We start from the raw sequence: 24,712 nt of genomic DNA on the forward strand, positions 1-24,712 counted from the left end.
GTCCGGCAGGACAGAGGGGGGTGCGAAAGAGCACGGCGATGATTTTTACGCCTGTTCGGCGGAGGCCCGCAGTGCGGTCTCCGCCGAATTGGAATGCGTGCGTTCAGCTGCTCGGGCCGTCGTCGAGGCCGACGCGGTCGACCATTTCGGAGGCCGCCTTGCGGTTCTTGGCGATCTCGTCGAGCGACAGCGTGTCGGCGTTGAGCGTGCCGAAGGCCTTCACCACGTCCGACGGCTCCAGCCCCGGCTCGACCGGATATTCATAGGTCTGCGCCGCATAGACCTGCTGCGCCTTGTGGCTCGACAGGAACTGGATCAGCTTGACGGCGTTGTCGCGGTTCGGCGCGTTCTTGGCGAGCGCGGCGCCCGAGATGTTCACATGCGTGCCGCCGTTCTCGAAGGTCGGGAAGACGACGTTGATGGCGTTGCCCCACTCCTTCTCCTCCGGCTCCTTCTCGTTGGTGCGCATCAGCCCGACATAATAGGTGTTGCCGAGCGCCAGGTCGCACTCGCCGGCGAAGATCGCCTTGGCCTGCGGGCGGTCGCCGCCGTCCGGCTTGCGCGCCAGATTGGCCTTCAGCCCCTTCATCCACTCCTCGGTCTTCTCCGGACCCCAATGGGCGATCGCCGCCGAGAACAGGCCGAGATTGTAGTCGTGCTGGCCGGAGCGCATGCAGATCTTGCCCTTCCACTTCGGGTCGGCGAGCTCGGCATAGGTGATCGCCGTCTCCTTCACGCGGTCCTTGGAGGCGTAGAGCACGCGGGCGCGCTTGGTGACGCCGAACCAGTGGCCCTCGGGGTCGCGGTACTCGGCCGGCAGGTTGGCGTTGACGGTGGCGTCGTCCAGCGCCTGGGTCACGCCCTTCGCCTTGGCGTTGGTCAGGCGCGAGATGTCGACGGTCAGGATGACGTCGGCCGGCGAGTTCTGGCCTTCGGCGAGGATGCGGTCCTCCAGCCCCTTGTCGAGGAACAGCACCTCGGTCTTTACGCCGGTCTCTGCGGTGAAGGCGTCGAGCACCGGCTTGATGATGTCGGGCTGGCGATATGAATAGATGTTGACGGTGCCGTCGGCGGATGCGGCGCCTGCAAACAGCGTGGCGAAGGCAAGCGCGGCACAGCCGGCGAGCTTCGACCGGTTCAATCCCTTGGCCATCGTCTTCTCCTGGTCAGCGGGGTGCAAAGGCCCCTGGGCGGTTCTTCTGCGGTTCCTCTCCGGAACGAACAACCTATTCTAGGAAGCCGCCGCCGCCGTCAATACAAATGCCAACAATATCAATAGTTTAGAAGAATTCTAAACTGGATGGATTCCGACATGTTTTCAATAAGTTGAGTATGGATATCCGGCTTACGCCCGAAAGCATTGGCCGTCGTCCCGGGCCGGTCACGAAAGATTTGGGAGGCCGCCGCTTCCTGCGTCATGCTTCGCCGAGCAAGGCCCGACCGACATCCTGCAGGGGCATCGCTTCGATGCCATGCTGGAGCGGAAAACGCTGCGATCCCGGGAAGACCACGATGCGTCGCTCCGGGGCAAGATCCTCGCAGGCCTGGTGGAAGCCTTTTTCCACCTTCGGCGTCAGGCTTCGCTTGACCTCGATGGCCCAGAGGCGCTGGCCCGGCAAGGTGAGCAGCAGGTCGATCTCGGCGCCGCCGGCCGTCCGGTAGAAATTGCTGAGCGTGCCGGTGGGGGCGGCAGCGGTAAGGGTTTCGATCGCGAAACCTTCCCAGCTCGCGCCGGCCACCGGATGTCCGAGCACATCTTCCTGAGTGGGGAGGCCGAGCAGTGCATGGGTGATGCCGCTGTCCCGAACGTAGACGCGTGGGGATTTGACCAGGCGCTTGCTGACATTGGCATGCCAGGGTTCCAACCGGCGGACCAACAGAAGATCAACCAGCAGGTCGAGATAGGACGCGACGGTCTTGCCGTCGACACCGAGCGCGCGGGCAAACTCGGCGGCGTTGAGCAGACCCGACTGGTGGTGCGCCAGCATCGTCCACAAGCGGCGCAGCGTCTCGGCTGGAATACGCGGGCCGAGGAGGGGAATGTCGCGCTCCAGGTAGGTGCGGATGAAATCCAGCCGCCACCGCTGGCTGGCGCGGTCGCTGGCGGCCAGAAAGCTGTCGGGAAAGCCGCCGCGTACCCATATCCGACCAAGATCGGCGGTGCCGACCTCGAGACCGTCGATGGGGTGCATTTCGACATAGGCAATGCGGCCGGCAAGGGTTTCTCCGGACTGCTTCATGAGGTCGATCGACGCCGATCCGAGCAGGAGGAAACGGCCGGTCCTTCTGCCGCCGCGGCGCCCGCGGTCGATCAGTCCGCGGAGATTCTGGAACAGGTTCGGCAGCCGATGGACTTCGTCCAGGATGACCAGCTTGTCCTCATGCTCCGCCAGATAAAGCTCCGGCTCGGCAATCCGGGCGCGGTCCGCGTCGGATTCGAGGTCAAGATAGATCGACGGACGCTGTTCGGCTATGGCGAGCGCGAGTGTGGTCTTGCCGACCTGGCGGGGTCCGAGCAGCGCCACCGCAGGCATGCTGTCCAGCAGTTCGGTAAGTTCGGTCGTGATGCGGCGTTCAATCATCCATGTAATTATGGAGTCAAATTCCAATTTTGCAAGGAAGATGGCTCAGCGTGGACCTGGCGACAGGCAGCACCCGCCGTTGCTCTCTGGAAGCCGAGCTGGAGCAGCGGCCGGGTGGTCGGCCTCGATCGAGGCTCGCCTTCAGGTCGCCAGCACCCGCGTTGATGGAAAAGTCACCTCGACCAGCGTGCCTTCGCCGGGCGTCGAGTTGATGGCGAAGCGGGCGCGGTTGGCCTCCACCATCGCCTTGGTCAGCGGCAGGCCGAGGCCGGTGCCATCGCCGCGCGACCGTTTCAGCGCGTTGATCTGCTTGAACGGTTTCAGCGCCTGCTCGATCTCGGCCTGGGTCATGCCGATGCCGGTGTCTCGCACCCGCATCACCACGTCGCCCGACGGCTCGTAGGCGGTTGACACGATGACCTGGCCGCCGGCCTGGGTGTAGCGCACGGCGTTCGACAAGAGGTTGAGCGCGATCTGCCGCACGCTGCGCGAATCGGCGACCACATCCGGCAGGCGCGAGGCGAAGCTGGAGCGGATGATCACGCGCTCGCGGTTGGCCTGCGGCTGCATCATCGCCACCGTCTGCGCCAGCGCCTCGTTGAGCGACACCGCCTCGTGCGCCATCTCCTGCTGGCCGGCCTCGATCTTGGAGATGTCGAGCAGGTCGTTCACAAGGTCGAGCACATGGTTGCCCGAACGGTTGATGTCGATCAGGTAGTCGCGGTAGCGGTCGTTGCCGATGGCGCCGAAGCGCTCGTCGATCATCAGCTCGGAGAAGCCGATGATGGCGTTGAGCGGCGTGCGGATCTCGTGGCTGATGCGCGCCAGGAAGTCGGATTTTTGCGACGACGCCCGCTCGGCCAGCGAGCGCGCCTGCGTGAGTTCCTCCTCGGCGCGCTTCCACTGCGTGATGTCGCGCACGACCGCGCAGTAGCCGCTGTCGCCGGGCAGCTTGCCGATGGTCATGAACAGCGGGATGAAGCGGCCCTGCGCCTCGCGCCCGATCACCTCGCGGCCGTCGTTGAGCACGCTGGCGACGCCGTGGTCTGACAGTCCGGCGAGATAGTCGCGCGCCGCCCTCTGGCTCTCGATGGCGAACAGCGACACGAAGGCCTTCCCGCTGATCTCGTCCGAATCGATCCCGAACAGCGCCTCGGCCGGGCGGCTGATTGAACGGATCGCACCTTCGTTGGTGATCAGGATCACGCCGTCGGTCGCGGTGTCGATGATCGCCCGCATCTCGGCGACGCGCGCCCGCAGCATCTCCACATTGGGGGTGTCGGTCGCGGCGGCGGCCTCTTCCATCTCGCCGGTCCGCCGCACCACCAGCATCAGCGCCCGCCTGCCGCTCCAGGGAACGGAGCGCAGCAGCGCCTCGATCGGGAACACCGTGCCGTCGGCCGTCTTCAGCCGCAACGCCCGGTCGACGTCGTCCTGCGCCTCTTCCCCGTAGGGATCGACGAACAGGGCGTCCAGCCCGCCCGCTTCCGTCAGCGCTTCCAGCGAGGCAAAGCCGGTCAGCGTCAAAAACTCGTCATTGGCGTAGTGCAGCGCGTCGCCGGAATGGATGAGCAGCGGCACCGGCAGGCGCGACAGGATCGGCGTGTCCTGCAGCGGTGCACCGGCGGCGACCGACGGGCCGAGGCCGTTGGTCTTTAGTTCCGCGATCGCCGCGCGCGCCGCCGCGACCGGCGTCACGCCGGCCGGTTCGGTCTTCTCCTGCACCTCGATCGTCAAGTCGGGCTCGGTGCGCGTCGTCTCCGGCTCGGTACTGGTCGCAGCCGCCTGCGTCTCCTCCGCCGATACCGGGGCCGGCCCACCGTCGCCGGCGGCGGGTGAGATCGTATCCGCCGCCGGTTGCGCCGGTTCGGTCTGGAAAGCCGGTTCGACGGCCGGCTGCGGCGACTCCGCGGCCGCCGGACCGTCGCCCGGTTCGACCGAGATCGTGTGGATCTCGGCATCCCGCTGCGGGTCGGCATCCCGCATGGTCAGGTCCGCCGTCGCGGCGGCGTGGATTGGTCCGCCTTCGCTGCGGTCGGGCGACGAAACCGGCGCTTCGGTCGGTGCCGGTTGCAGCTCCAGTCCGGAAGCGAAGGCGTCGGCATGCTCCCCGTCCTCCGTTGCCACGGCGGCGTGCAAGCCGGTCTCCTCGGAAGGCCGGTCGGTGCCGGCCTCGGCCGCGCTCGGTGCCGGCAGGATGGTCGGCTCGGCCGCTTCGGCACCGTCCTCGTCCACGGCGGTGACGGCGCCGCCGCCGGCAGGCGCATCCGCGCTGTCCGCTTCCGGCTCGGATTCGATCTCACTTGCGTCGAAGGCCGGGTCTGCATCGCCTTCGTGCGGGGCCTCGCCGTGCGGCGCCTCGGCAGCGTCGGTCCCGCTGGCCGCCTTCGCCTCGTCACCGTTCTCCAGCCCGCCCGCCTTGCGCAGCTTCTCGCCGATCTCGCGGAAGGCGCTGCGTTCGACCGTCGACAGGCTCCTTTCGCCGGCGGGCGGCCTGTGTTCGGCCAGCCGGATGATCTTGTCCGACGAGCGACGGTCCGGCTTGGGCACGATCGTGAGCGCGGGAACCTCGCCGCGGAACGGGTCCGCGGCCTCTTCTTCCGCGCCCGGCTCTGCCGCCGACGGCTCCTCGGCATCGTGTTCCGCCGGCGCGGCACCGGCGTCAAGCGCCTCGGCGTCGGACGCCGCCGTCTCGGTCCTGCTCTCGTCGGCAACCATGTCGGCGACGCGGGCGATGCCGAAGCCGCGAAAGCCTTCGAAGCTGCGGTCGCGCGAATACACCGGCAGCGCCGCCAGATCGACGGGTAGCCGCAACTCCGCTCCGGCGACCGGCCACTGGATCGAACGGCCCGACCAGGTGTCGCGGCGTTCCAGCAGTCCGGCGATCTCGCGGTCGGGATCGATCCCCAGCGTGGCGGAAACGTCGGCGAAGGAGCGCCCGATCACCGCGTCGGCGGCCATGCCGACTGCGGCGAGGAACTCGGCTGAGACGGCGCTGAAGCGGCCGGCCGCATCGGTCTTCCAGGCGAAGCGGATGGGTGGCGCCGTCCGGTCGATGACCTGCGCTGGTGGGGGCGGACCTTCGGGAGCGACGGCACCCGCGCTGTCGGCCTCCGTCCCTCTGTCGCCCGCCTCGGCCGCGGCAGCCCCGCTCTCCACCGATTCTTCGGCTTCGTGTGTTTCTTCGGTCTCGGCCGCTGCCGCTGCCGCTGCTGCCTCGTCGGCCGGCGCGGCTTCGCCGGGTACCGTCCCGCTTGCGGGCGTCTCGGCCGGCGTTTCCCCGAAGGACGCTGCCGGCTCCGCCTCGTCCGCTTCCATCTCGTCCGGTTCCGCGTCGGGGGTTGCCGGCGCCGCGGCGGTCGCTCCGTCATCCGGATCGCCGGTGCCGCCGTGCGCCGGCAAAGCCGTCGGCCCGGCTTCGTCCGCCGGCTGCGCGAACACCTCAAGCGGCTCGGCGGCAGGCTCGACCTGCTGTGTCGAAGTGGGCGCGCCGGCGCCGGTTTCCGTGATGTCGACCGTCGGCTGGTGATCGGTCGGCCCGTCGCGGGCGACCTCCGGCGCGCCGGCGTCGGCCGCCTGTGCTTCCGCCACCACCCCCAGCAGGTGCCGCGCCGGCCTGCCGCCGAGCCGCGCGATGCCGGCCGGCAGGCCGCCGGTGCCGGCAGGGATGATCTTCTTGACCAGCCGGTCGGCTTCGCCGGCAACCTCGGCCACCAGCCCGGCGAGCACCGGCGGGGCGATGTCGAGCGCCGCAAAACCCTGCGAGGCTGCCTCGACCGATCCCGCTTCGTCGAGGACCGCGGCAAGGTGGCCCGGATTGGTGAAGCCGCTGATCGCCTGCTCGGCCGCCGCCTTTGCGGACCGCTCGGCGGGTTCGCGCATCGCCAGCATGATCGCGGCCTCGCCGTCGGGCAGGGTGACGGCGCTGGCCGAAAACATCACCGCCGCTCCGCCGGACAGGCGGACGGCGACCGTGCGGTCGCGTCCGATTTCGGGATAGCCCCTGGTCGCCATGATCTGCCGCCTGGCGGCGAAGGAGAGGCCGCTGTCGGCGCCGACGATCGCCTCGATGTCGGCATGGCCGAACAGCGCCGCACCGGGTCCGTTGGCCCACAGCAGTTCGGCGAGGTCGGTCGACAGGATGACGACGGCGTCGCCGGCGGCGAACCGCTCGCGCACCGGCTCGAGCACGGCGACGTCGATGAACGAATAGGCGGTCGATGGCATACTGGCCCGCTGTCCCCACGGAGTCCCTGAGGGTTAACGCATCGTTAATAAAAGTTGGGCGCTTTCGCGTCCACCGGGTGACTGACTAGACGCCGAATTTCTCGGCGTTTGGTTAATCCGGCCGAGATATGGTGCGGCGCACAATAATGTTGCAATGCAGCAAAGATTGCGCTATATGGAGGCTACGCATGAACGAGACGGCGCCCACGCCCGTCCACCGAAAAGGATGGAAAATGTCCAAGACCGCTACCAAACCTGCCGATTTCACCGAGACCGTTGAATTCCCGACTTTCGACGCTTCCAAGGCCACCGACCAGTTCCGCGCCTTCGCCGAGAAGGGCGTCGAGCAGTCGAAGGAAGTCTACGCCAAGCTGAAGACGGGCGCCGAGAGCACCCAGAAGGCCGTCGAGACCACCTTCGAATCCGCCAAGGCTGCCGGCGGCGATCTGTCGCTGAAGACGATCGCGGCCCTGCGCGCCAATGCCGAGCTCGGCTTCTCCCATCTCGAGGCGCTGGTCGGCGCCAAGTCGCTGTCCGAGCTGATCGAGCTGCAGACCGCTTTCGTGCGCAAGAGCATCGAGACCGGCGTCGCCCAGGCGAAGGACCTGCAGGCCGCCTCCACCAAGGCCGCCGAGGACGTCGCCAAGCCGCTGAAGGACGTCTTCGAGAAGACGTTCAAGGATATCAAGGTCGCCTGACACCGGCGACCCATCACTCCCCGCGGGACAGTTCCTCCTCCCTCTGTCCCGTGGGATATGCCGCCAGCACCTCCTCCCGCTGGCGCGACATAGGAAAAGGCCGGCACCTCCTCCCGCCGGCCTTTTTCTTTTGCGGCTTGAAATGCTGCGCGTTTGCTCTTATTCACACCTCGCGAGCGGCGCCCGGTGCGGTGCCGCGGGCCTGTCCAGGCAGCCTGTGCGGTTGTAGCTCAGCTGGTTAGAGCGCCGGATTGTGGATCCGGAGGTCGCTGGTTCGATCCCAGCCAACCGTACCATCAGTTTTCCATGAGATTCCGACTGCGCAAAGCGGTTTCTCCCGCTGCATGTCCTGCTTGCGCCAAAAAGCTCCGACGGCTGCCGCTTGCAGACCGCCACTGGTCGCGAAGCCGCCTGCGTGGATCGTCGGAACCGTCCCGACGGCGAGGAACATTTCCGGTCGATCCGGTGTTCTGCCGTCGAGGAGCCATTCTGATGCGAAAACGCCGGGAAATCATAGCCATCGCAGCCGCGGCCGTCATTCTTGCGATCGTGCTGGTGCTGTTCCTGTCCGCGGGCTCCGGTCCCGTCGATCCTGCCAAGCGCGAATTGCACCAGAATGCCGGCAGCGACGCGCCCAACGAGACGCTGCCGCCGGCGGATGCGGGAACCGGCGGCGACAGGCCGGTGCAGCCCTGAACGCCGCTGTTCGCCGGCGGACTGTCGGCCTACCGCTTGGCCGCATCGCTGTCGAACTTGCTCCGCTCCAGAAACTGTTCCGCGGTTTTGGGCAGGTTGTTTTTCAGCCATTCCGCCATCGCCTCTTCCTCGCGCAAATTCTGCTCGCAGACGCGGGCGATCTCGGCCTCGCCCAGGGCATTGGCCGCCGAAACGAGGATCGTGTAGGACGCGATCTCCATATGCTCGAAGGTGTAGCCGGCGAGGGAACCCTTCATCACCTCGTCGCCGGCGAACACGCCGCTCAGCGACTGGCCCATGGCCATCAGCTTGCCGCCCGCGTCCTTCATCGTGGATGTGCCCTCGCCCAGCGCATCGAGGCAGTTCCTGAGGCGCGAGGCCTGTTCCTTGGTTTCCTCCACATGCAGGCGGATCCGCTCGCTGAGCTCCGGATAGTTCTCCAGCCGGCTCAGTTCCCCGTTCAGCATCGTCTCGGCCTGCTCCTCCATGGCATGGGCGTCCCGCAGCCATTGGATGAGCCATTCCCGTGCATCCGACATCGTCTTCTCCTTGAACTGTCCAGTGCGGCGAACCTTCGGGTCAGGGAATTGTTCCTTCGCCTGCGCTGCCGACGGCCATCCCGCAGCTGCGCAGAAGCGTCTTCAAGGCATGGCCGATCGGCAGCCGCGGGTCCGCCGGCAGCGGCGCGCCGTGCCGAGGTTGTCCGTTCCGCCCGCTTCTGGCAGGATTGCCGCAGGCTGCGCGGCGGCGGGGCGGATTTCCCGGCCGATGCGCTGCCGGCAACGGGCTTCGACGATCTTCCTGAGCATGGCCGGCAGCTTCCGGCCGCAACCTGGCGGGCGGCGAGACGGTGAACGGGACTTCGCACAGGACGGCGGATGCGTCGCGGCCCCCACGCCTCGCAAGCCTTGGCCCGCCGCTGCTGATGGCGACGGTCTATGTCGCGATCGCCGTGATCGTCTATATCGCCCTCGCCCGGGTCGAGCAGTCCTTCCGGCAGGTCATGGTGTTTATGGCCGACGCCGGCGTTGCCGGCCAGGTCGAGCCGCCGCGGCAGCGTACGGCGCCCGGCAAGGCGGACCGGCTGCCGCGCAAGGATCATGGCGCCGACGAGGGGACGTCATCGACGCGTCCATAGGGACAAGGCGCCAGGCGCCACCTGAGCCGGCCTCAGAACAGCGAACCCTGTCCGCCCGGCGCCGCCTTCTTGTCGGCCGGCTTGCCCCGCGCAGGCCTGGCGGCCTCTCCGGACGTCGCCACCGCATGCGCCTCGCCGTCGGCGAAGCGCAGCGACAGCGGCGCGCCGGCCGAGACGTCGGCGGCCCGCTTGATCACGCCGCCGTCCTGCCCCAGCACCAGCGCATACCCCCGCTCGAGGATCGCCTGGTCGGACAGTTTCAGCGTCGCCAGCAGCCGGTCGGCCTGGCCGAGCCGCGCCCGGACGCGTTCCAGCCGCAGCGCCATCGCCTTGTCGTGGCGGCCGGCGAGGGCGCCGAGCGCCTGCCGCGCCAGCCCGTTGCGGCGCTGCAGCGGCGCCGGCGTCACCCTTGCCGCGCAGCGCGAATAGTCTATCCGCCTTTGCCGGATGCCGGCCCGGAACGCCGTCAGCGCGCGCACGAAATCGCGCTCCAGGTGCCGGCGGGTCTCGCCGATCTGTCTGGCCAGCGTCGCCGGCGCCAGCCGCACGGCGCCGAGCCTGGCCCGCTTGCGCTCCACGCCCACCACCAGCGCCCGCTGCAGCCGGCTGGTCGCCTCGTCGAAATGCCGCCTCGGCAGCGCCAGCAGCTGGTCGGGCGAGGGCAGGGCGCGCGCCGCGGCCCTCAGCGCCGTGCGCTTGCGGTCGCCGGAGCGGCCGATGCAGCCGCGCAGCCGGGCGCCCAGATTGGCGAGCCGCGCCTCAAGCTCGGCGCGCACCGGCACCGCGATCTCCGCCGCACCCGTCGGCGTCGGCGCACGCACGTCCGCGGCGTGATCGACCAGCGTCCAGTCGGTCTCGTGGCCGACCGCCGAGATGACCGGCAGGTCCGACGCCGCCACCGCTCGTGCCAGGGCTTCGTCGTTGAAGCCCCAGAGGTCTTCGAGGCTGCCGCCGCCGCGTGCCACGATAATGAGGTCCGGCCGCGGGATCGGCCCGCCGGCCGGCAGGGCGTTGAAGCCCTGCACGGCGGCGGTGACCTCCGCCGCGCAGGTGTCGCCCTGCACGCGCACCGGCCACACCACGACCCGCAGCGGGAACCGGTCCTTGATGCGGTGCACGATGTCGCGGATGACGGCGCCGGTCGGCGAGGTGACGACGCCGATGACGCCGGGCATGTAGGGCAGCCGGCGCTTGCGCGCCGCGTCGAACAGGCCTTCCGCCGCCAGCCGCCGCTTGCGCTCCTCCAAGAGCGCCATCAGCGCGCCGGCGCCTGCCGGCTCCAGGCTGTCGATGACAATCTGGTAGTTGGATTTGCCGGGATAGGTGGTGAGCCGCCCCGTCGCGATCACCTCCATGCCCTCCTCGGGACGGAACTTCAGCCGCGCCATGGCGGTGCGCCAGATGACGGCGTCGAGCCGCGCCCGGTCGTCCTTCAGGCAGAAATAGGCATGCCCGGACGAATGCGGCCCGCGATAGCCGGAGATCTCGCCGCGCACGCGCACATGGCCGAAGGCGTCCTCGACGGTCCGCTTCAGCGCGTTGGAGAGCTCGCTGACCGTGAATTCGGCGGCGTTCGTCTTCGATTCGTTCAACAGGTCTTCCATGTGCCGATTGACCCGCTTTCGGGGGGCGGGGTCAAGGGCGGCGGCACGGCGCGTCTCCCCGTCGCGTCCTGCCGCCGTTTGGTCTAAAACTGTCCGGTTCGGGCGGAGTGAAGGAAAGATCGTGTCGGGCATGGCCGCATCGCTGCGCAACCTCGCCGCCGCCTATGTGCAGGCCGGCGTCGACGACGCCGGCGGCAGGCGCCGGCGCGGCCGCGAGATCGTCAACTTCGTCAGCCTCGCCACGGTCATCTCCAACACCGGATTCGCCGTCCTGTTCGCGCTGCTCGACTTCCGGAACTTTCTGCCCTTCGTCGCGGCGCTGCTGGTCTTTTCGCTGGTGTGGCTCGCCACGCCGCTGATGCACCGCTTCGGCGAGTTCGCCGCCGGCACCTATCTGTGGGCGACCGCCATGGTCGGCGACGCCGCCTATGCCTGGATCGCCGGCACCGAATCCGGCTTCCAGTATTTCCTGCTCGCCGGCCCGTCGACCATCGTCATGGTGCTCGGCTCACGGCGGCTGAAGCTGGTCGCCTTCTATTTTCTCGTCATGCTTGCAGCCTTCGCGCTGATCGAGCTGACCTTCCCGGAAAAATCCCGGCTGATCGTCATGTCCGAGGCTTTGACCTCGGCCACCTTCCTCTTGTCGGTGTGCATGTCGGCCGCCTTCAACCTGCTTGCGGCGCTCTACACCTTCCGCCGCGCCGAGGAGTACGAGGAAGCCTTCGAGGCCGAGCACGAGCGCTCCGAGCGGCTGCTGCATTCGCTGATGCCGGCCTCGATCGCCGAGCGGCTGAAGCGCCAGCCGGACGAGGTGATCGCCGACGACCTGCCGGCCGTGACCATCCTGTTCGCCGACATCGTCGGCTTCACCGCGCGCGCCTCGGCGCTGCCGGCGCGCCGGCTGGTGCGCTTCCTCAACCGCATCTTCCTGGAGTTCGACCGGCTTGCCGAGGCGCACGGGCTGGAGAAGATCAAGACCATCGGCGACGCCTACATGGTCGCCGGCGGCATGCCCGAGCCGCGTGCCGACCATGCCGGCGCGGTCGCCGACATGGCCCTCGACATGCTCGCCGTGATGAAGAAGCTCTCCGACGAGTTCGGCGAGGAGGTCGCGGTGCGCATCGGCATCCACAGCGGCCCGGCGGTCGCCGGCGTCATCGGCGAGCGAAAGCAGTTCTACGACGTCTGGGGGGATACGGTGAACGTCGCCGCGCGCATGGAGGCGCATGGCGAGCCGGGCTGGATCCAGGTGTCGCCGCAGGCGAGATACGCCATCGGCGACGCCTATCGCTTCGCCGAGCGCGGCCTCGTCGAGGTCAAGGGCAAGGGGCCGATGCAGCTTTCCTTCCTCACCGGCCGGGCAGCCGGCGCCACGCCCGCCGCCGGCGGCCGGGCTGCATTGGCGGTGTGACATCTCGGGACCGATCGCGGTCCGGACGTCTTGCCACGGCGCCCTCTCCAGCCTGGGTTCCTCGCCCCCACGAAGTGGGGGAGAGGTGGCGAGCCCGTAGGGCGAGACGGAGAGGGGGTTCTGTCGCTGACCTGTGATCAGTGATCAGACGCTGGGATCGATGCGGCAGGTTGGCGTTGCAGGCACGACCTCGAAGGACGCACCGGGGAACCCGGCGCTCCAGACCTCACCATCCCCCCGGCAGCATGTTGCTCGGCTTCAGCCGCTTGGCGCGGGCGAAGGCAAGCGCCGCGAAGTCGAACGAGCCGCCTTCCTCGATCGCCGGCACCGAGATGTTGTCGAGGCTTTCGCTGATGTGGCGCACCAGCGCGTCGACCAGGTCGGGGCGCATGGTGTGGCCGCGCATGATGCCGATCTTGCAGTCGGGCAGGGCGCCAAAACCGTCGGCCTCGCCGAGCACGCGCATGCCGGGCCTCAGCGCGCATTCCGGCAGCACCGAGACGGCCAGTCCCGACAGCACGGCTGCGGCGACCACGGTCGCCGAGAAGCTGGTGAACTGCACCTTGTACTCGCGGCCCATGCGGTCGAGCACGTCGCAGGCGGCGCGTCGCCACACGCAGGTCGGCCGGCCGAAGGCCATCGGCAGCACCTCCTGCTCCTGGGTGGCGTGGTTGGCCGAGCTCACCCACAGCAGCGGCTCGCGCCGCACCACCTCCGACTGGCCGCGCTCCTCGCTGTGGGTCACCAGCGCCAGATCGAGATTGCCGCGCTTGATGTGCTCGGCCAGCCCCGGCGTCGGCTCGCAGATGACGGTGATCTCGACCTTGGGGTTGGAGCGGGTGAAGCGCGCCATGATCTCCGGCAGGAAGCGGTCGGCATAATCGTCGGGAGTGCCGATCCGGATCGTCCCCTCCAGCCGCGCGTCGTCGAAGGCCGAAAGCGTCTCGCGGTTGAGATGGATCAGCCGGCGCGCATAGCCCAGCAGCTTCTCGCCTTCTTCCGTCAGCCTGTTGAGGCGGCCCTCCTTCTCGAACAGCGGCTTGCCGATCCGTTCCTCCAGCCGGCGCATCTGCATGGACACCGCCGACTGGGTGCGGTGCACCTCGTCGGCCGCCCTGGTGAAGCTGCCGGTGTCGGCGATCATGATGAAGGTCTGCAGCTGGTCGAGGTCGAGGGGCGCGCTCATCGGGTCAATCCATCACCAATGTTGATCCCAAAGATTAAAAACATTCGTTGGATTAATCAATGTCCCCGTGCGATTGTGACTGTGTCCACGAAAAGCGGCTCGAACCCACCGTGGCGGAAGATGGATTCCGCCCGAACGATTGCGCGTGGACCGATTGAAGGAGACCTGACATGACGGCCCTCGACCTCGCCACCGACACCACGCGCGCCGCCGGGCGCACGACTCTCCTGGCGCGCGGCCTCAACACCGTCTCGAAATTCGTCCGCGCCTGGCGAAACCGGCGCGCCTTTTACCGCCTCAGCGACATGACCGACTCCGAGCTCAGGGACATCGGCCTGACCCGCGCCGACCTGCATGTCGCGGTCACCTCGCCATTCGGCCTCGATCCGACGACCAGGCTGCGCGCCATCGTCGACGCGCGGGCCGAGGAGGCCTGAGCCGGACGCTTTTTGCAGGCGCTCCCAACCCTCCGGCTCCCCTTGCCGGTAGCCTGCACTCCTGCCCGGTCCTCTAGGACCGGGCATTTTTTATGGCTCGATCAATCTTGGGGTGAATCGCCCGCCGTTCTTTACGCGGTGTATCCGTTCGCCTATATACCGCTACACAGGCTGATATAGCGAGACCGGGCCTTGGCTTTCCATATCAAGAATCCGCAAACCGAAGCGCTGGCTCGGAAGGTGGCCGGACTGAAGGGCGTCGGATTGACGGAGGCCGTCCATACGGCTCTCGCTCATGAACTCGAGCGCGAGCAGGCGAAACCGTCCCTGGTCGAGGTCGGCGTCGACTTTTGCCGGCGGCTCCGCGCCAAGGGGAGGCCGGACCGCGGCCAGCCGGCCGACAAGGCGTTCCGCGACAGTCTCTATGAGGATGGATGATGTTCATCGATGCCTCCGCGTTGACGGCGTTGCTGACCGATGAGGATGATGCGCGCGAACTGCTGGCGCGCATGCAGCGGAGCAGGAAACGCCTGACCTCGCCGCTCGCGGTCTGGGAAGCGGCGATTGCAGTCGCAAGGGTGCTGGACCTGCCGGTGAAGGAAGCGGCGGATGCCGTCTCCGACTATCTCGCACTCGTCGAGATCGAGATGGTCGCTGTGCCGCCCGCGGCCGCGCCGCTCGCGCTCGATGCATTCGACCGATACGGCAAGGGCCGGCATCCGGCGCGGCTCAATTTCGGCGACTGCTTTGCCTATGCCTGTGCCCGGCACTACGGCCAGCCGCTGATGTACAAGGGCGCCGACTTTCCGCAGACCGACATCGAGGCTGCCTGATGGCGCGCCGGCGATTGGTCGTCGGAATGGCCGACCTGCTGTCTGATCGCTACCGGTACCGGTCCATCCCCTTCGTGAACTGCTCGAAGATCGACTCCACGCCTTTCTGGTAGTCGTCGCGCTGCTTTGCGCCGGTGTCGAACATGTCGCCGAACAGGTCGTCATAGGGGTTGCGCTGGCGGCCGCTCGGGTTGGCGCGCTGCTCGGGAGCGCGCTGCCGCGGCGCCGGCTGCGGTTCCGGCTCCGCCTGCGGCATCTGCTGCGCCTGGCCGCCGCGCATCATCTCCTCGAGGATTTTTCCCCAGGGATTGTCGCCGAACGGCCCGGGCGCCTGCTGCGGCTGCGGCGGAGCCTGGCGCGGCCGCGATGGCGGCTGCTGCGGCTGCGACGGCGCCTGCCCGGCGCCGCCGCCGAACATGTCCTGCAAGACCTTGCCGAGCGGGTTGTCGAGCGGGTTCGCCGGTGCCGGCCCGCGCTGCTGCGGCTGCGACGGCACCTGCTGCCCGGCACCGCCGCCGAACATGTCCTGGAGAATCTTGCCGAGCGGGTTGTCCGCCGGGCTCGCGGGGTCCGGCGCCTGCTGCCGCTGCTGCGGCTGGCCGCCGCCCATGCCGCCGCCCTGGCGCATCATCTGCTCGATGATCTCGCCGAGCGGGTTGCCGCCGCCGCCGAAGCCGCCGGCCTGCGCCGCCTGGCCCGTCGACTGCTTGAACAGGCCGCCCATGATCATCGAGGCGATGACCGGCAGCATCTGCTTCAGCACGTCCTGGCCGATGCCGGTCGCCTGCGCCGCCTGGCCCGCCACCGCCCGCGACAGGTCCTTGGAGCCGAACAGATGGCCGAGGATGCCGTTGCCCTCGGCCACGCCCTGCGGCGAGAAGGCGTTCTGCGCGTCCTCGAAATATTTGGCGTGCTGGCCGCTCGCCAGCGCTGTCATGAAGCCGGCGACTCCATAGGGGTCGGCGGTGTTGCGCTTGAGCCCCTGGCTGAAGGCCGGCATCAGCGCCTCGACCGCCGATTGCGCCTGCTGCTGCGACAGCCCGAACTGGCGGGCGAGCTGGTCCATGCCCTGGCCGTTCTGGGCCATCATGTCGAACAAGGTAGGCATCTCGATCCTCCTGAAGCGCCGTTTTGGCGCCTCAGGCTACTCCAACTCGGGCGAGCGGACCACAGGCATGTGACGCAAGGTCATGCCGTGGTAAAAAATCCGCGTCAGACGTCGAGCATCGGCATGAAGCCGCCATGGACGCGGCGGCTGTTGTCGTAGGGCTCGGTCTCCGCATACATGCGCGGATCGGCGATGATCTTCTCCCAGCCGGCGTCGCGCGCCTCCTTCGACGGCCATTCGATCCAGGAATAGACCACCTGCTCGTCGCCGCCCGCCTGCACCGCGCTCCTGCAGTCGGTGACCTTGCCGTCGGGCACGTCCTCGCCCCAGGCATCCACGATCCGCGTGGCGCCGTGTTCCATGATGACCGCCGTCAGCTCGGCCGCCAGCTTGGCGTAGGCCTCCTTGGCGGCCGCCGGCACGGCGATCAGCGAGCCGTCGACATAACCCGTCGCCCCGCCCGCCGTCTCCTCGATCAGGCGGCTGAAGCCGCCGTGGATCAGCCGTCGGCCGTCGAAGGGCATGTCCGCGCCGAGCTGCTTCATGCGCGCATCCTGCCTCATCTTCCGCATCGCCGCGTCCGCGACCGCCTTCGACGGATATTCGTGCCAGGCGAACACGACGGCCTCGCCAGGTCCGGCTTTGACCGAGCGGCGGAAGTCGGTGACCTCGCCGTCGGGCACATCGTCGCCCCAGCCCTCGACCACGCGGGTCGCGCCGAACTCCCTGGCGATCGCCGCCGCAGCCCCGGCATGCTCGCGATAGGCTTCCTTGTTGGCGGTCGGCACCGCGGCGACGAATCCGTGTATGTAGCTCATTGTCCTCTCCCTGGTTCGGCGGGCAAAGCCCTGACATTGGAGCAGACGACGCAGCCCGCCGAAAAGATTCTCGGCCGCCGAAGAATCTTTTCGCCGATGTCCGACGTCTTTTTCGGGAAACAGGAGAAAGACGATGGCTTACAATTACACGGTCGTTCGCTACGGCGTCGGGGATGCCGGCCTGGAGGACAATCGCGCCCTGATCGCCGGCGTCTTCGAGGAACTCGGCCGGGCGCGTCCGGATGCGCTGCGCTATCTCGTGCTCGAGCTGGAGGGCGGGGAATTCATCCACCTCGTCGGCACCCCCGACGGCGACGACGCCTCGCCGCTGCCGCGGCTCGCCGCCTTCCGCGCCTTCACCAAGGATCACGCCGACCGCCGCTCCTCGCCGCTCGCCCGGTCGGCCGCGACCGTCCTCGGCGACTACCATATGCTCGGCGCGCCGCAAAAGGGCGACTAGGCGATGTCTTCCATGCATAGTCGATGCCCGAAGCCTGGAGATTCCTGCCCATGAGCACCGCACAGGGAGCCGGCCGGAGCGGGCTGGAGACGCTGCTGGTCGAGCTCCGCCCGAAGCTGCACCGCTACTGCGCGCGCATGGCCGGCTCGGTCATCGACGGCGAGGACATCGTTCAGGAAACCCTGGTCAAGGCGCTCGCCGCGCTCGACGGCAGCGTCGCGGTCGAACGCCCCGAGCAGTGGCTGTTCCGCATCGCCCACAACGCCGCCCAGGATTTCCTGCGCCGCCGCGCCCGCGAAAGGGCACGCATCACGGAGGCCGACATGACCACGGTCAAGGACGAGTCCGGCCGCGCCGACAGCCGCCACATCGCCCGGCTCGGCCTCAAGACCTTCATGCATCTGTCGGTGCCGCAGCGCAGCGCCGTCATCCTGGTCGACGTGCTGGGCTTGAGCCTGCACGAGGCCTGCGAGGTCACCGGCGCGACGCTCGCCGCCACCAAGGCCGCCCTGCATCGCGGCCGGGCTCAGCTGAAAGCGCTCGCCGACGCGCCCGAGGAGATCGTTCAGCCGGCGCTCGACGCCGGGGAGGAGATGCTGCTGCGCCGCTACATCGACTTCTTCAACGCCCGCGATTTCGACGCCGTGCGCGCGCTGGTGGCCGAGGACGTCCGCTGCGAGGTGGTCAACCGCACCCGCATGCGCGGCAAGGCCGAGGTCTCCAACTATTTCGGCAATTACAGCCGCGTGCACGACTGGGCGCTGTCGCTGGGCTTCGTCGACGGCCGCCCTGCGATCCTCGTGCGCGACCCGCGGGACGGCGCCCTGCGCGGCTTCATGCTGCTCGGCTGGCAGGACGGCGCGGTCGCCGACGTCCGCGACTTCCGCTATGCGCCGTATGTGCTGGCTGATGCGGAGGTCCGGGAGGCCGGCCGATAGCGCGTTTGCGCTGGGAAAGGCGGCCGTTTGCCCGCCGCCCCCTAATACGCATACTCCAAAAACACCGGCTCGATCGAGCCGCCCCAGCGCGAGTGGTAGGCCTGCAGCATCTCCTCGGCGCTGGTGGTGCCGCGCGCCACCACCTCGTCGAGGGTGGACAGGAACGTCGTCTCGTCATAGCCGTCGCGGTTCTTGCGGGCGCGCGCCTTGAGGCCGTCGCGGGCGATGGTCAGCACCTCGCGGCCGATGTCGCGCAGGCTCGTCCCGCGGAACTCCGCCGCGATCCCCTCGGCCGGCACGGCGGCGCGCAAGGCCCGCACCTCCTCGAACGTCCAGTCGGCGGTCAGCGTCTCGGCAGCGTCCAGCGCCGCCGCGTCATAGAGCAGCCCGACCCAGAAGGCCGGCAGCGCGCAGATGCGCCGCCACGGCCCGCCGTCGGCGCCGCGCATTTCCAGAAAACGCTTCAGCCGGACGTCGGGGAACAGCGTGGAGAGATGGTTCGCCCAATCGCCCATGGTCGGCAGGCCGTCGGGGATGGAGTTGTGCGCGACCCCTTCCATGAACTGTCGGAAGGTGAGATGCGTCATGTCGTGGTAGCGGCCGTCGCGGATGACGAAATACATCGGCACGTCCAGCGCCCAGTCGACATAATCGGCAAAGCCGAAGTTTGGCGAGAAGCAGAAGGGCAGCAGGCCGGAGCGCTGGTTGTCGGTGTCGGTCCAGATCTCGCCGCGCCACGATTGCAGGCCGTTGGGCTCGCCGTCGGTGAAGGGCGAGTTGGCGAACAGCGCGGTGGCCAGCGGCTGCAGCTTCAGGCCGACCTGCATCTTGCGGCGCATGTCGGTCTCGCTCTCGAAGTCGAGATTCACCTGGATGGTGCAGGTGCGGTACATCATGTCGAGACCCTTGGTGCCGACCTTCGGCATGTAGCGGGTCATGATGTCGTAGCGCGACTTCGGCATCTTCGGCGTCTCGGCAAGCCGCCATTTCGGGCTGCCGCCGAGGCCGAGGAAGCGGATGCCGAGCGGCTCGGCGATCTCGCGCACCTGCGCCAGATGCGCGTTGCCCTCGCGGCAGGTCTGGTGGATGGTCTCCAGCGGCGCGCCGGACAGCTCGAACTGCCCGCCCGGCTCCAGGCTGATGGCGCCCTGGCCGGTCGGCTCGACCAGCCCGATCACCCGGCCGTCGTCGAGGATCGGATCCCAGCCCAGCGTCCGCTGCATGCCTTCCAGCAGGGCGCGGATGCCGCGCTCGCCGCCATAAGGCACCGGCGCGTGGCCGTCGACATAGAAGGGGAATTTTTCGTGCTCGGTGCCGATGCGCCATTTGTCGCGCGGCTTGTTGCCAGCGGCGAGATAGCCGACCAGCTCGCCGACATCCTCGATCGGCCGGGAATCCGTTGTGTCGCGCGCCATTGCCTGCCCCTGGTAACTCGGTGCCGTCCTGATGGACGAGACGAGCCTGCCCGATCAAGCGAAATCTGTTGAGCCTGAGCTTAGCCGATTTGATCGTGGGACGGGGGTGGCGGGCTACCGCGGGCAGGACGACCGCATCTTGGCGGCCGGCGCTCCCTCTTTCGACGGGCTCACGAGGACCAGGTGCCGCATTGAGGGTTCTTCTGCATCGGCTTTGGCTTCCCCGCTTTCGAGGCATGGCTGTCGATTTCGCCAAATCACCGCCACTGGACATTTGCGAAAGAGCCGCGGCAGGCGGCCTTCTCCCCGTTCTTCACCTATCGTGTTCACACATCTTCCATCGTTGGCAGATCGTGTTGATGTGCCGCTGCTTTACGGGTGCTCTTGCGTACTTCGTTCTGCTCCGCTGGGCGTGTCGCTGCGCCACGGCATGGATCCTATGGTCTGCGCGACGGCCTTCGGCCTGCTCCGCCATAGGATGAGACGGAATGGTTCGGCTACTCGCCAGCGGCCCGTGAGCCTTTGACGGTGGTGATTAGCCTGCAACATCAAGGCTTTCGTCATCCTGGGGCGGAGCCGGAGCGCAGCGGAGGCGCAGACCCTGGGATCCATGCCGTACCGGTTGTGAACTGCTCCGGCGCGCCGACGGCATCCTACCAGATGTGTGTGAACACGATAGGTTCTTCACGGGGGAGGATGCCGGCAGGCAGGTGAGGGGGGGCGGCCGGTGACGAGGGCGGCAACGACGATCATTTGTCGACAGGGTCACCTCTCCCGCTCTTGAATTTGCCGCGCCGCGCCGCTACAGGAAGGCCACCAGACCGGGCCCCTCTGGCAGCTCGCACGAGCTGTGATGTCGGACTGGAAGTCCAAACTCGGGGCCCGGTATTCGTGGAATCCAGCTGACGACCGCATCGATCGAACCTGCTGCGTAGGCATCCGGACATGCCTCCGCGGGACGTTGCGCGTCGCGCTCCACCATGCCGGCACCCCCATTTGAAAGATGGGTGCCAAATGATGGAATATTTTACGCCGGAAGCGATGTCGGCGCTTCTGCAAGTCATCCTGATCGACCTCGTGCTGGCCGGCGACAACGCCATCGTCATCGGCCTCGCCGCCGCCGGCCTACCGAAGGAGCAGCGCGCCAAGGCCATCTTGATCGGCATCATTGCCGCCACCGTGCTGCGCATCGGCTTTGCCGCCGTCACCACCCAGCTCCTGCAGATCGTCGGCCTGCTGCTCGCCGGCGGCGTGCTGCTCTTGTGGGTGTGCTGGAAGATGTGGCGGGAGCTGCGCACCACCCATGCCGAGGAGATCGAGGGCGCCGAGGCGCTGGAGGGCAAGGACATCAACCGGGACGGCACGGTCGCCGGCGGCGCCCCGCGCAAGACCTTCGCGCAGGCTGCCTGGCAGATCGTCATCGCCGACGTGTCGATGTCGCTCGACAACGTTCTGGCCGTCGCCGGTGCTGCGCGCGACCATCCCTACATCCTGGTGTTCGGCCTCGTCCTGTCCATCGCCCTGATGGGCATCGCCGCCAGCTTCATCGCCCGCATCCTGCAGCGCCACCGCTGGATCGCCTATGTCGGCCTCGCCGTCATCCTCTACGTCTCCGTCGAGATGATCTATCGCGGCGGCATGGAGGTCATGACCGCCGTCAACGGCGTGTAGAGCTTTCGGGGCATGGCGCCGTCTCGCGGCGCCATGCCTCTACCAATCCCCCACCGTCGCCTGCACCAGCGCCAGCGCCGCCACGGCCGCCGTGTCGGCGCGCAGGATGCGCGGCCCGAGCGGGATGGCGGTGACGAAGGGCAGCGCCCTGAGTTGCCTGCGCTCGTCGCCGGAAAACCCGCCTTCCGGGCCGATCAGCAGCCCGAGCTTTTTCTCCGAAATCGCCTGTAGCGCGGGCAGGGGGTTGTTGGTGGACGCATCCTCGTCGCAGAAGACCAGCCGCCGCTCCTTGTCCCAGCCGGCCAGCAGCCGCTCCAGCTTCACCGCCTCCGCCACCTCGGGCACCGCGAGGATGCCGCATTGCTCGGCCGCCTCGACGGCGTTGGCCTTGAGCCGGTCGGTGCCGGCCTTGGCCACCTGCGTGTGCTGGGTGACGACCGGCTGCAGCAGGCCGGCGCCCATTTCCACCGCCTTCTGCACGAGATAGTCGAGCCGCCCCTGCTTCAGCGGCGCGAAGCAGTAGACGAGGTCGGGATGCGGCGGCTGCGGCCGCGTCTGCTCGGTAAGCCGGAGCATCGCCGCCTTCTTCGACCGCGGCTCCACGACCGCCCGCCATTCGCCGTCGCGGCCGTTGAAGACCAGCACCTCCGCGCCGTCGCCCATGCGCAGCACGTTGAGCAGATAATGGCTGTGCCGCGCCCCGGCCTCGACGACCTTGCCGGCCGAAAGGCCGTCGCCGAGGAACAGCCGCTGCATCTTGTAATTGGCGCGCATGGCCGAGCAATGCGACAGGTGGCAGGCATGGTCAAGCCGCGCCGCGCTCCGAGTCGCGGTCTCGCCCGTCCGGCTCAGCTGGCCAGAACGTCCTCGATGTTGTGCCCCGTCTTCTTCCGGTAGGCGCGGCGGGCGGACACGATCTCGGTCCAGAACGCCTGGGTCACGCCATCGGGCAGGTCGTCGGGCAGCCGGATCGCCGAAAGGGCGGATTCGTTGAAGTTCAGCGCCGTCGCCCGCCGCAGCGTGCGGGAAGCGACGCCCTGGGTTCTGAGCGCGGTGAAGGTGGAGACCAGCATGCGTATGATCCTTGATCTGCGACCCGGGTTGCCTTCCGCACCTTTCGGCGCCTAGCGAATGCTCGGAGCCGCCGCCAGTGCCTGCTCGCAGGCGCTGGCCAGCGCCCGGTTCGGCCTGTCCTCGCCGAGCGGCGTGGCCCAGCCCGCCTGAACGACGAGATCCGGCCGCTGAAAGGCCCTGACGATTTTCAGGTCGGCCAGGACGTCGGAGGATCGAGGATCGGTTCTCGATCGTTCCAGGCAATAAGGCGTCAAGCTCACGACGACCGCCGCCGCGGCCGCGTTGTCCGCCATCCGCCGCGCCGTGCCGTCGGTGACCCAGCCGCCCCATGCGAAGCCGGCGACCGCCAGCGCGATCGCGCCCGCCCCCGCGCCGAGGAAGGCGGGAGAAACCCATTCCGGGACGTGCATGGAAATGTCCAATCCGTGATCTGGACAGGCGCGCCTGATTGCGAGCGTGAGCGGCGACCGTATCACGGAAACCGCCCCACGGGAATGAATCGGCCGGACTTCCAATTGTCTCGCTATCCCGATCGCGTGCTGATAGGGTCCGGAAGTCGGCAGCTTCTTTCCAGGCGCTGCTGGTTCATGGGCGACGGCCACCTCAGGCTGAGCGTGCCGCCGGATGAGCTGAGCCGGTTCATGAAGCATGCATCCGGCCGCCCGGCGGATGAAAACGCATCGTCGGCTGTCATCCGGACAGTCGGGCGGCAAGGAGAAGCCTGTGCGACATCTCGCCCGATTGGCGGCTGAACCGTCGGCATGGCTCGCCGCCTTTGTGACGGTCGGGGTGATCGGCTCCGTTCTCTACCTGACGCTGAGCAGCATCACCTTCTGACCGGGAACGATTCCGCTGGTTATCCGTGTCCGCTCTTCGGTCTTCGGCGATCGGCGCTCGGATGCCACACCGGCCGGTATCCGGCCCTGAGCACTTCGATCGTCGTCGGCGGGGTCAGCCGCCAGATGTCGTAGAGCGCCAGGTCGAAATGGTCCCACGAATCGGCATAGCCCCAGAAGTTCCAGGCGCGCAGGTCCTTGCCCTTCTTGGCGAAGCAGCGCTCGCCCTGGAACAGCATCGCCCCGTCCGGCAGCGCCTCAATGGCGTCATGGTCGAGGTCGACAAGGTCGCCGCCGCTCGCCAGCCGCTCCGCATGCAGTCGCGCGTCGATCTCCGCCGCCTTCGGCCGGGCGATGCCGAACGCCTTGCCGAAACAGTCGGCGAACTCCTCGGCTTTCTCTCGCCGGCAGTAGAAGCACGGCCGGTGGCCGGCGGCGAGCGCCGTCACCTCGTCGAGAAAGAACAGCTCCGTCCAGCCGGCATTGCCCGAGGGCGCGTTGCGGCCCATCACGGCGCGCTTGTGCCCGCGGAATTCGCATTCGCAGATGATCCAGGCCTTCGTCGTCCAGCGCCGTTCGAGCAGCGTCTTGGTCTCCGGGTCGTGGATGACGCCGCGGTTTCCCGTGAACAGGCCGCGCTCCGGCACGGCCTGGATGTCGCCGAACGGATCGACGCGGTTCTGCAATGGCATGGCTGTGGCCCTATCGACATGTCTGCCGCCCATGATATCGGGCAAAAGCCTCTTTGCATTCCGAAACAGGATTTTCGATGCGGGTTCTCGTCGTCCACAACTATCCCGCCACCGGCCTCGGCCAGGTGGGTGCCGCGCTTGCCGAGGCGGGCGCCGAGCTCGACCAGCGCATGGCCCATGACGGCGAGGCGCTGCCGCGGACCTCCGACGGCTACGACGCCGCCCTGCTTCTGGGCGGCGGGCAGAATGCGCTGGCCGACGAGGCCTATCCCTATTTCCCGGCGCTGCTCGACCTCGCCCGTGACTTCACCGCAAGGGACAAGGCCGTCCTCGGCATCTGCCTGGGCAGCCAGCTTCTGGCGCGGGCCTTCGGTGGCGAGAACCGGATCGGGGGGGCGAGGGAGTTCGGCTGGTGCCCGGTCCGCCTGACCGGCGAAGGCGCGGTCGATCCCGTGCTGGGCGGCGTGGCGCCCGAGTTCCGCATCTTCCAGTGGCACGACGACACCTTCACCCTGCCGCCCGGCGCCGCGCATCTAGCCTCGAGCGGGGTGGCGAACAGCCAGGCCTTCCGCCTCGGCCGCGCTACCTACGGCGTGCAGTTCCATTTCGAGGCCGACCGCAAGCTGGTGCATGAATGGAACACGGCCTTCGCCGGCACCATCGCCGAGCGCCAGCCCGACTGGCCGGACCGCTACGAAAGCGAGGCGGCCCACCACGGACCGGGTGCCGACGCGGCCGGCCTTGCCATCGCCCGCGCCTGGGTCGGCCTGATCTGACGCGGCGGCGGCACTCGATTGCCTATGGAATTGCCCCACCCCTAACCTTCCCTTCAAAGGGCAGGGCAATCGCATATGCCGATGATGACCGTCATTCCGGGGCCGCGTAGCG

At 68.1% G+C, this 24,712-nt stretch carries 25 protein-coding genes and 1 tRNA gene; 12 read left to right on the plus strand and 14 right to left on the minus strand.

Going from position 1 to position 24,712, the window contains the following annotated elements; genetic code table 11:
• Positions 1 to 103 precede the first annotated feature (103 nt).
• From AC5JDC_RS17695 to AC5JDC_RS17705, 3 genes are all read right to left on the minus strand, one after another.
• On the minus strand, positions 104 to 1,153 hold the full coding sequence (locus AC5JDC_RS17695) for a Fe(3+) ABC transporter substrate-binding protein (RefSeq protein ID WP_106773607.1): 1,050 nt from the start codon (positions 1,151 to 1,153) through the stop codon (positions 104 to 106).
• 262 nt (positions 1,154 to 1,415) lie between these two features.
• Positions 1,416 to 2,582 (minus strand): ATP-binding protein, encoded by a 1,167-nt coding sequence (locus AC5JDC_RS17700; RefSeq protein WP_495843196.1) that lies wholly within the window; start codon positions 2,580 to 2,582, stop codon positions 1,416 to 1,418.
• A 141-nt stretch (positions 2,583 to 2,723) separates the two neighbouring features.
• Complete coding sequence (locus AC5JDC_RS17705; RefSeq protein WP_495843198.1) at positions 2,724 to 6,809, minus strand: PAS domain S-box protein; 4,086 nt, start codon at positions 6,807 to 6,809, stop codon at positions 2,724 to 2,726.
• 233 nt (positions 6,810 to 7,042) lie between these two features.
• On the opposite strand from AC5JDC_RS17705, the gene AC5JDC_RS17710 reads away from it, so the two are divergent.
• The 3 genes from AC5JDC_RS17710 (at position 7,043) to AC5JDC_RS17720 (ending at position 8,203) form a co-directional block, all read left to right on the plus strand.
• A complete protein-coding gene (locus AC5JDC_RS17710) occupies positions 7,043 to 7,507 on the plus strand; it encodes a phasin (RefSeq protein ID WP_495843200.1) in 465 nt (154 codons plus the stop codon).
• Positions 7,508 to 7,726: 219 nt separating this feature from the next.
• Positions 7,727 to 7,803, plus strand: a tRNA-His gene (locus tag AC5JDC_RS17715).
• A gap of 196 nt (positions 7,804 to 7,999) precedes the next feature.
• Complete coding sequence (locus tag AC5JDC_RS17720; RefSeq protein WP_495843202.1) at positions 8,000 to 8,203, plus strand: hypothetical protein; 204 nt, start codon at positions 8,000 to 8,002, stop codon at positions 8,201 to 8,203.
• Positions 8,204 to 8,232: 29 nt separating this feature from the next.
• Here AC5JDC_RS17720 and AC5JDC_RS17725 read toward each other — a convergent pair whose 3' ends face one another.
• Positions 8,233 to 8,742, minus strand: coding sequence for a YciE/YciF ferroxidase family protein (locus tag AC5JDC_RS17725; protein ID WP_495843204.1), 510 nt, complete (start codon positions 8,740 to 8,742; stop codon positions 8,233 to 8,235).
• 102 nt (positions 8,743 to 8,844) lie between these two features.
• Positions 8,845 to 9,012, minus strand: a complete 168-nt coding sequence (locus AC5JDC_RS17730; RefSeq protein WP_495843206.1) for a hypothetical protein — start codon at positions 9,010 to 9,012, stop codon at positions 8,845 to 8,847.
• 41 nt (positions 9,013 to 9,053) lie between these two features.
• On the opposite strand from AC5JDC_RS17730, the gene AC5JDC_RS17735 reads away from it, so the two are divergent.
• A complete protein-coding gene (locus tag AC5JDC_RS17735) occupies positions 9,054 to 9,341 on the plus strand; it encodes a hypothetical protein (protein WP_495843208.1) in 288 nt (95 codons plus the stop codon).
• A 32-nt stretch (positions 9,342 to 9,373) separates the two neighbouring features.
• Here AC5JDC_RS17735 and xseA read toward each other — a convergent pair whose 3' ends face one another.
• Positions 9,374 to 10,945: an exodeoxyribonuclease VII large subunit gene (gene xseA, locus AC5JDC_RS17740; RefSeq protein WP_495843210.1), complete on the minus strand. Its 1,572-nt coding sequence runs from the start codon at positions 10,943 to 10,945 to the stop codon at positions 9,374 to 9,376.
• Positions 10,946 to 11,075: 130 nt separating this feature from the next.
• Here xseA and AC5JDC_RS17745 point away from each other — a divergent pair, with 130 nt between their 5' ends.
• Positions 11,076 to 12,356: an adenylate/guanylate cyclase domain-containing protein gene (locus AC5JDC_RS17745; RefSeq protein WP_120785124.1), complete on the plus strand. Its 1,281-nt coding sequence runs from the start codon at positions 11,076 to 11,078 to the stop codon at positions 12,354 to 12,356.
• A 226-nt stretch (positions 12,357 to 12,582) separates the two neighbouring features.
• Here AC5JDC_RS17745 and AC5JDC_RS17750 read toward each other — a convergent pair whose 3' ends face one another.
• Positions 12,583 to 13,542, minus strand: a complete 960-nt coding sequence (locus AC5JDC_RS17750; RefSeq protein WP_106773597.1) for a LysR substrate-binding domain-containing protein — start codon at positions 13,540 to 13,542, stop codon at positions 12,583 to 12,585.
• A gap of 170 nt (positions 13,543 to 13,712) precedes the next feature.
• Here AC5JDC_RS17750 and AC5JDC_RS17755 point away from each other — a divergent pair, with 170 nt between their 5' ends.
• The 3 genes from AC5JDC_RS17755 to AC5JDC_RS17765 all read left to right on the plus strand — a co-directional run bounded on the left by AC5JDC_RS17755 (position 13,713) and on the right by AC5JDC_RS17765 (position 14,812).
• Entirely contained in the window at positions 13,713 to 13,979 is a 267-nt protein-coding gene (locus AC5JDC_RS17755; RefSeq protein ID WP_106773596.1) for a DUF1127 domain-containing protein, read from the plus strand.
• A 192-nt stretch (positions 13,980 to 14,171) separates the two neighbouring features.
• The gene (locus AC5JDC_RS17760) at positions 14,172 to 14,417 is read left to right on the plus strand and encodes a type II toxin-antitoxin system VapB family antitoxin (RefSeq protein ID WP_495843213.1); all 246 of its coding nucleotides are present in this window, start codon (positions 14,172 to 14,174) and stop codon (positions 14,415 to 14,417) included.
• Positions 14,417 to 14,812, plus strand: coding sequence for a type II toxin-antitoxin system VapC family toxin (locus tag AC5JDC_RS17765; protein ID WP_495843234.1), 396 nt, complete (start codon positions 14,417 to 14,419; stop codon positions 14,810 to 14,812). Before AC5JDC_RS17760 ends, AC5JDC_RS17765 begins: the two co-directional genes overlap by 1 nt.
• A gap of 49 nt (positions 14,813 to 14,861) precedes the next feature.
• Here the strand turns inward: AC5JDC_RS17765 and AC5JDC_RS17770 are convergent, their stop codons facing one another.
• Both AC5JDC_RS17770 and AC5JDC_RS17775 read right to left on the minus strand, forming a co-directional pair.
• Positions 14,862 to 15,920 carry a DUF937 domain-containing protein gene (locus AC5JDC_RS17770; protein WP_106773593.1) on the minus strand — a complete coding sequence of 353 codons (1,059 nt, stop codon included), beginning with the start codon at positions 15,918 to 15,920 and terminating at the stop codon, positions 14,862 to 14,864.
• A gap of 104 nt (positions 15,921 to 16,024) precedes the next feature.
• Positions 16,025 to 16,738, minus strand: coding sequence for a DUF1428 domain-containing protein (locus AC5JDC_RS17775; RefSeq protein ID WP_495843215.1), 714 nt, complete (start codon positions 16,736 to 16,738; stop codon positions 16,025 to 16,027).
• A 133-nt stretch (positions 16,739 to 16,871) separates the two neighbouring features.
• On the opposite strand from AC5JDC_RS17775, the gene AC5JDC_RS17780 reads away from it, so the two are divergent.
• Positions 16,872 to 17,198, plus strand: coding sequence for a hypothetical protein (locus AC5JDC_RS17780; RefSeq protein ID WP_495843216.1), 327 nt, complete (start codon positions 16,872 to 16,874; stop codon positions 17,196 to 17,198).
• Positions 17,199 to 17,248: 50 nt separating this feature from the next.
• Complete coding sequence (locus tag AC5JDC_RS17785; RefSeq protein WP_495843218.1) at positions 17,249 to 18,136, plus strand: sigma-70 family RNA polymerase sigma factor; 888 nt, start codon at positions 17,249 to 17,251, stop codon at positions 18,134 to 18,136.
• A 41-nt stretch (positions 18,137 to 18,177) separates the two neighbouring features.
• Here the strand turns inward: AC5JDC_RS17785 and AC5JDC_RS17790 are convergent, their stop codons facing one another.
• Positions 18,178 to 19,551, minus strand: a complete 1,374-nt coding sequence (locus tag AC5JDC_RS17790) for a glutamate--cysteine ligase (RefSeq protein WP_495843219.1) — start codon at positions 19,549 to 19,551, stop codon at positions 18,178 to 18,180.
• A gap of 1,014 nt (positions 19,552 to 20,565) precedes the next feature.
• Between AC5JDC_RS17790 and AC5JDC_RS17795 the strand changes: the two genes are divergently transcribed.
• Positions 20,566 to 21,222 carry a TerC family protein gene (locus AC5JDC_RS17795; RefSeq protein WP_106773589.1) on the plus strand — a complete coding sequence of 219 codons (657 nt, stop codon included), beginning with the start codon at positions 20,566 to 20,568 and terminating at the stop codon, positions 21,220 to 21,222.
• 39 nt (positions 21,223 to 21,261) lie between these two features.
• Here the strand turns inward: AC5JDC_RS17795 and AC5JDC_RS17800 are convergent, their stop codons facing one another.
• The 4 genes from AC5JDC_RS17800 to AC5JDC_RS17815 form a co-directional block, all read right to left on the minus strand.
• Positions 21,262 to 21,996: a 16S rRNA (uracil(1498)-N(3))-methyltransferase gene (locus AC5JDC_RS17800; RefSeq protein ID WP_495843223.1), complete on the minus strand. Its 735-nt coding sequence runs from the start codon at positions 21,994 to 21,996 to the stop codon at positions 21,262 to 21,264.
• A 74-nt stretch (positions 21,997 to 22,070) separates the two neighbouring features.
• Positions 22,071 to 22,295: a hypothetical protein gene (locus AC5JDC_RS17805; protein ID WP_106773584.1), complete on the minus strand. Its 225-nt coding sequence runs from the start codon at positions 22,293 to 22,295 to the stop codon at positions 22,071 to 22,073.
• A gap of 51 nt (positions 22,296 to 22,346) precedes the next feature.
• Positions 22,347 to 22,946, minus strand: a complete 600-nt coding sequence (locus tag AC5JDC_RS17810; protein WP_495843225.1) for a hypothetical protein — start codon at positions 22,944 to 22,946, stop codon at positions 22,347 to 22,349.
• Between the two features lie 206 nt (positions 22,947 to 23,152).
• A complete protein-coding gene (locus tag AC5JDC_RS17815; protein ID WP_495843228.1) occupies positions 23,153 to 23,824 on the minus strand; it encodes a hypothetical protein in 672 nt (223 codons plus the stop codon).
• A gap of 77 nt (positions 23,825 to 23,901) precedes the next feature.
• On the opposite strand from AC5JDC_RS17815, the gene AC5JDC_RS17820 reads away from it, so the two are divergent.
• Positions 23,902 to 24,600, plus strand: a complete 699-nt coding sequence (locus AC5JDC_RS17820) for a type 1 glutamine amidotransferase (protein WP_495843230.1) — start codon at positions 23,902 to 23,904, stop codon at positions 24,598 to 24,600.
• Positions 24,601 to 24,712: the final 112 nt, after the last annotated feature.

This window comes from Kumtagia sp. (assembly GCF_059502445.1).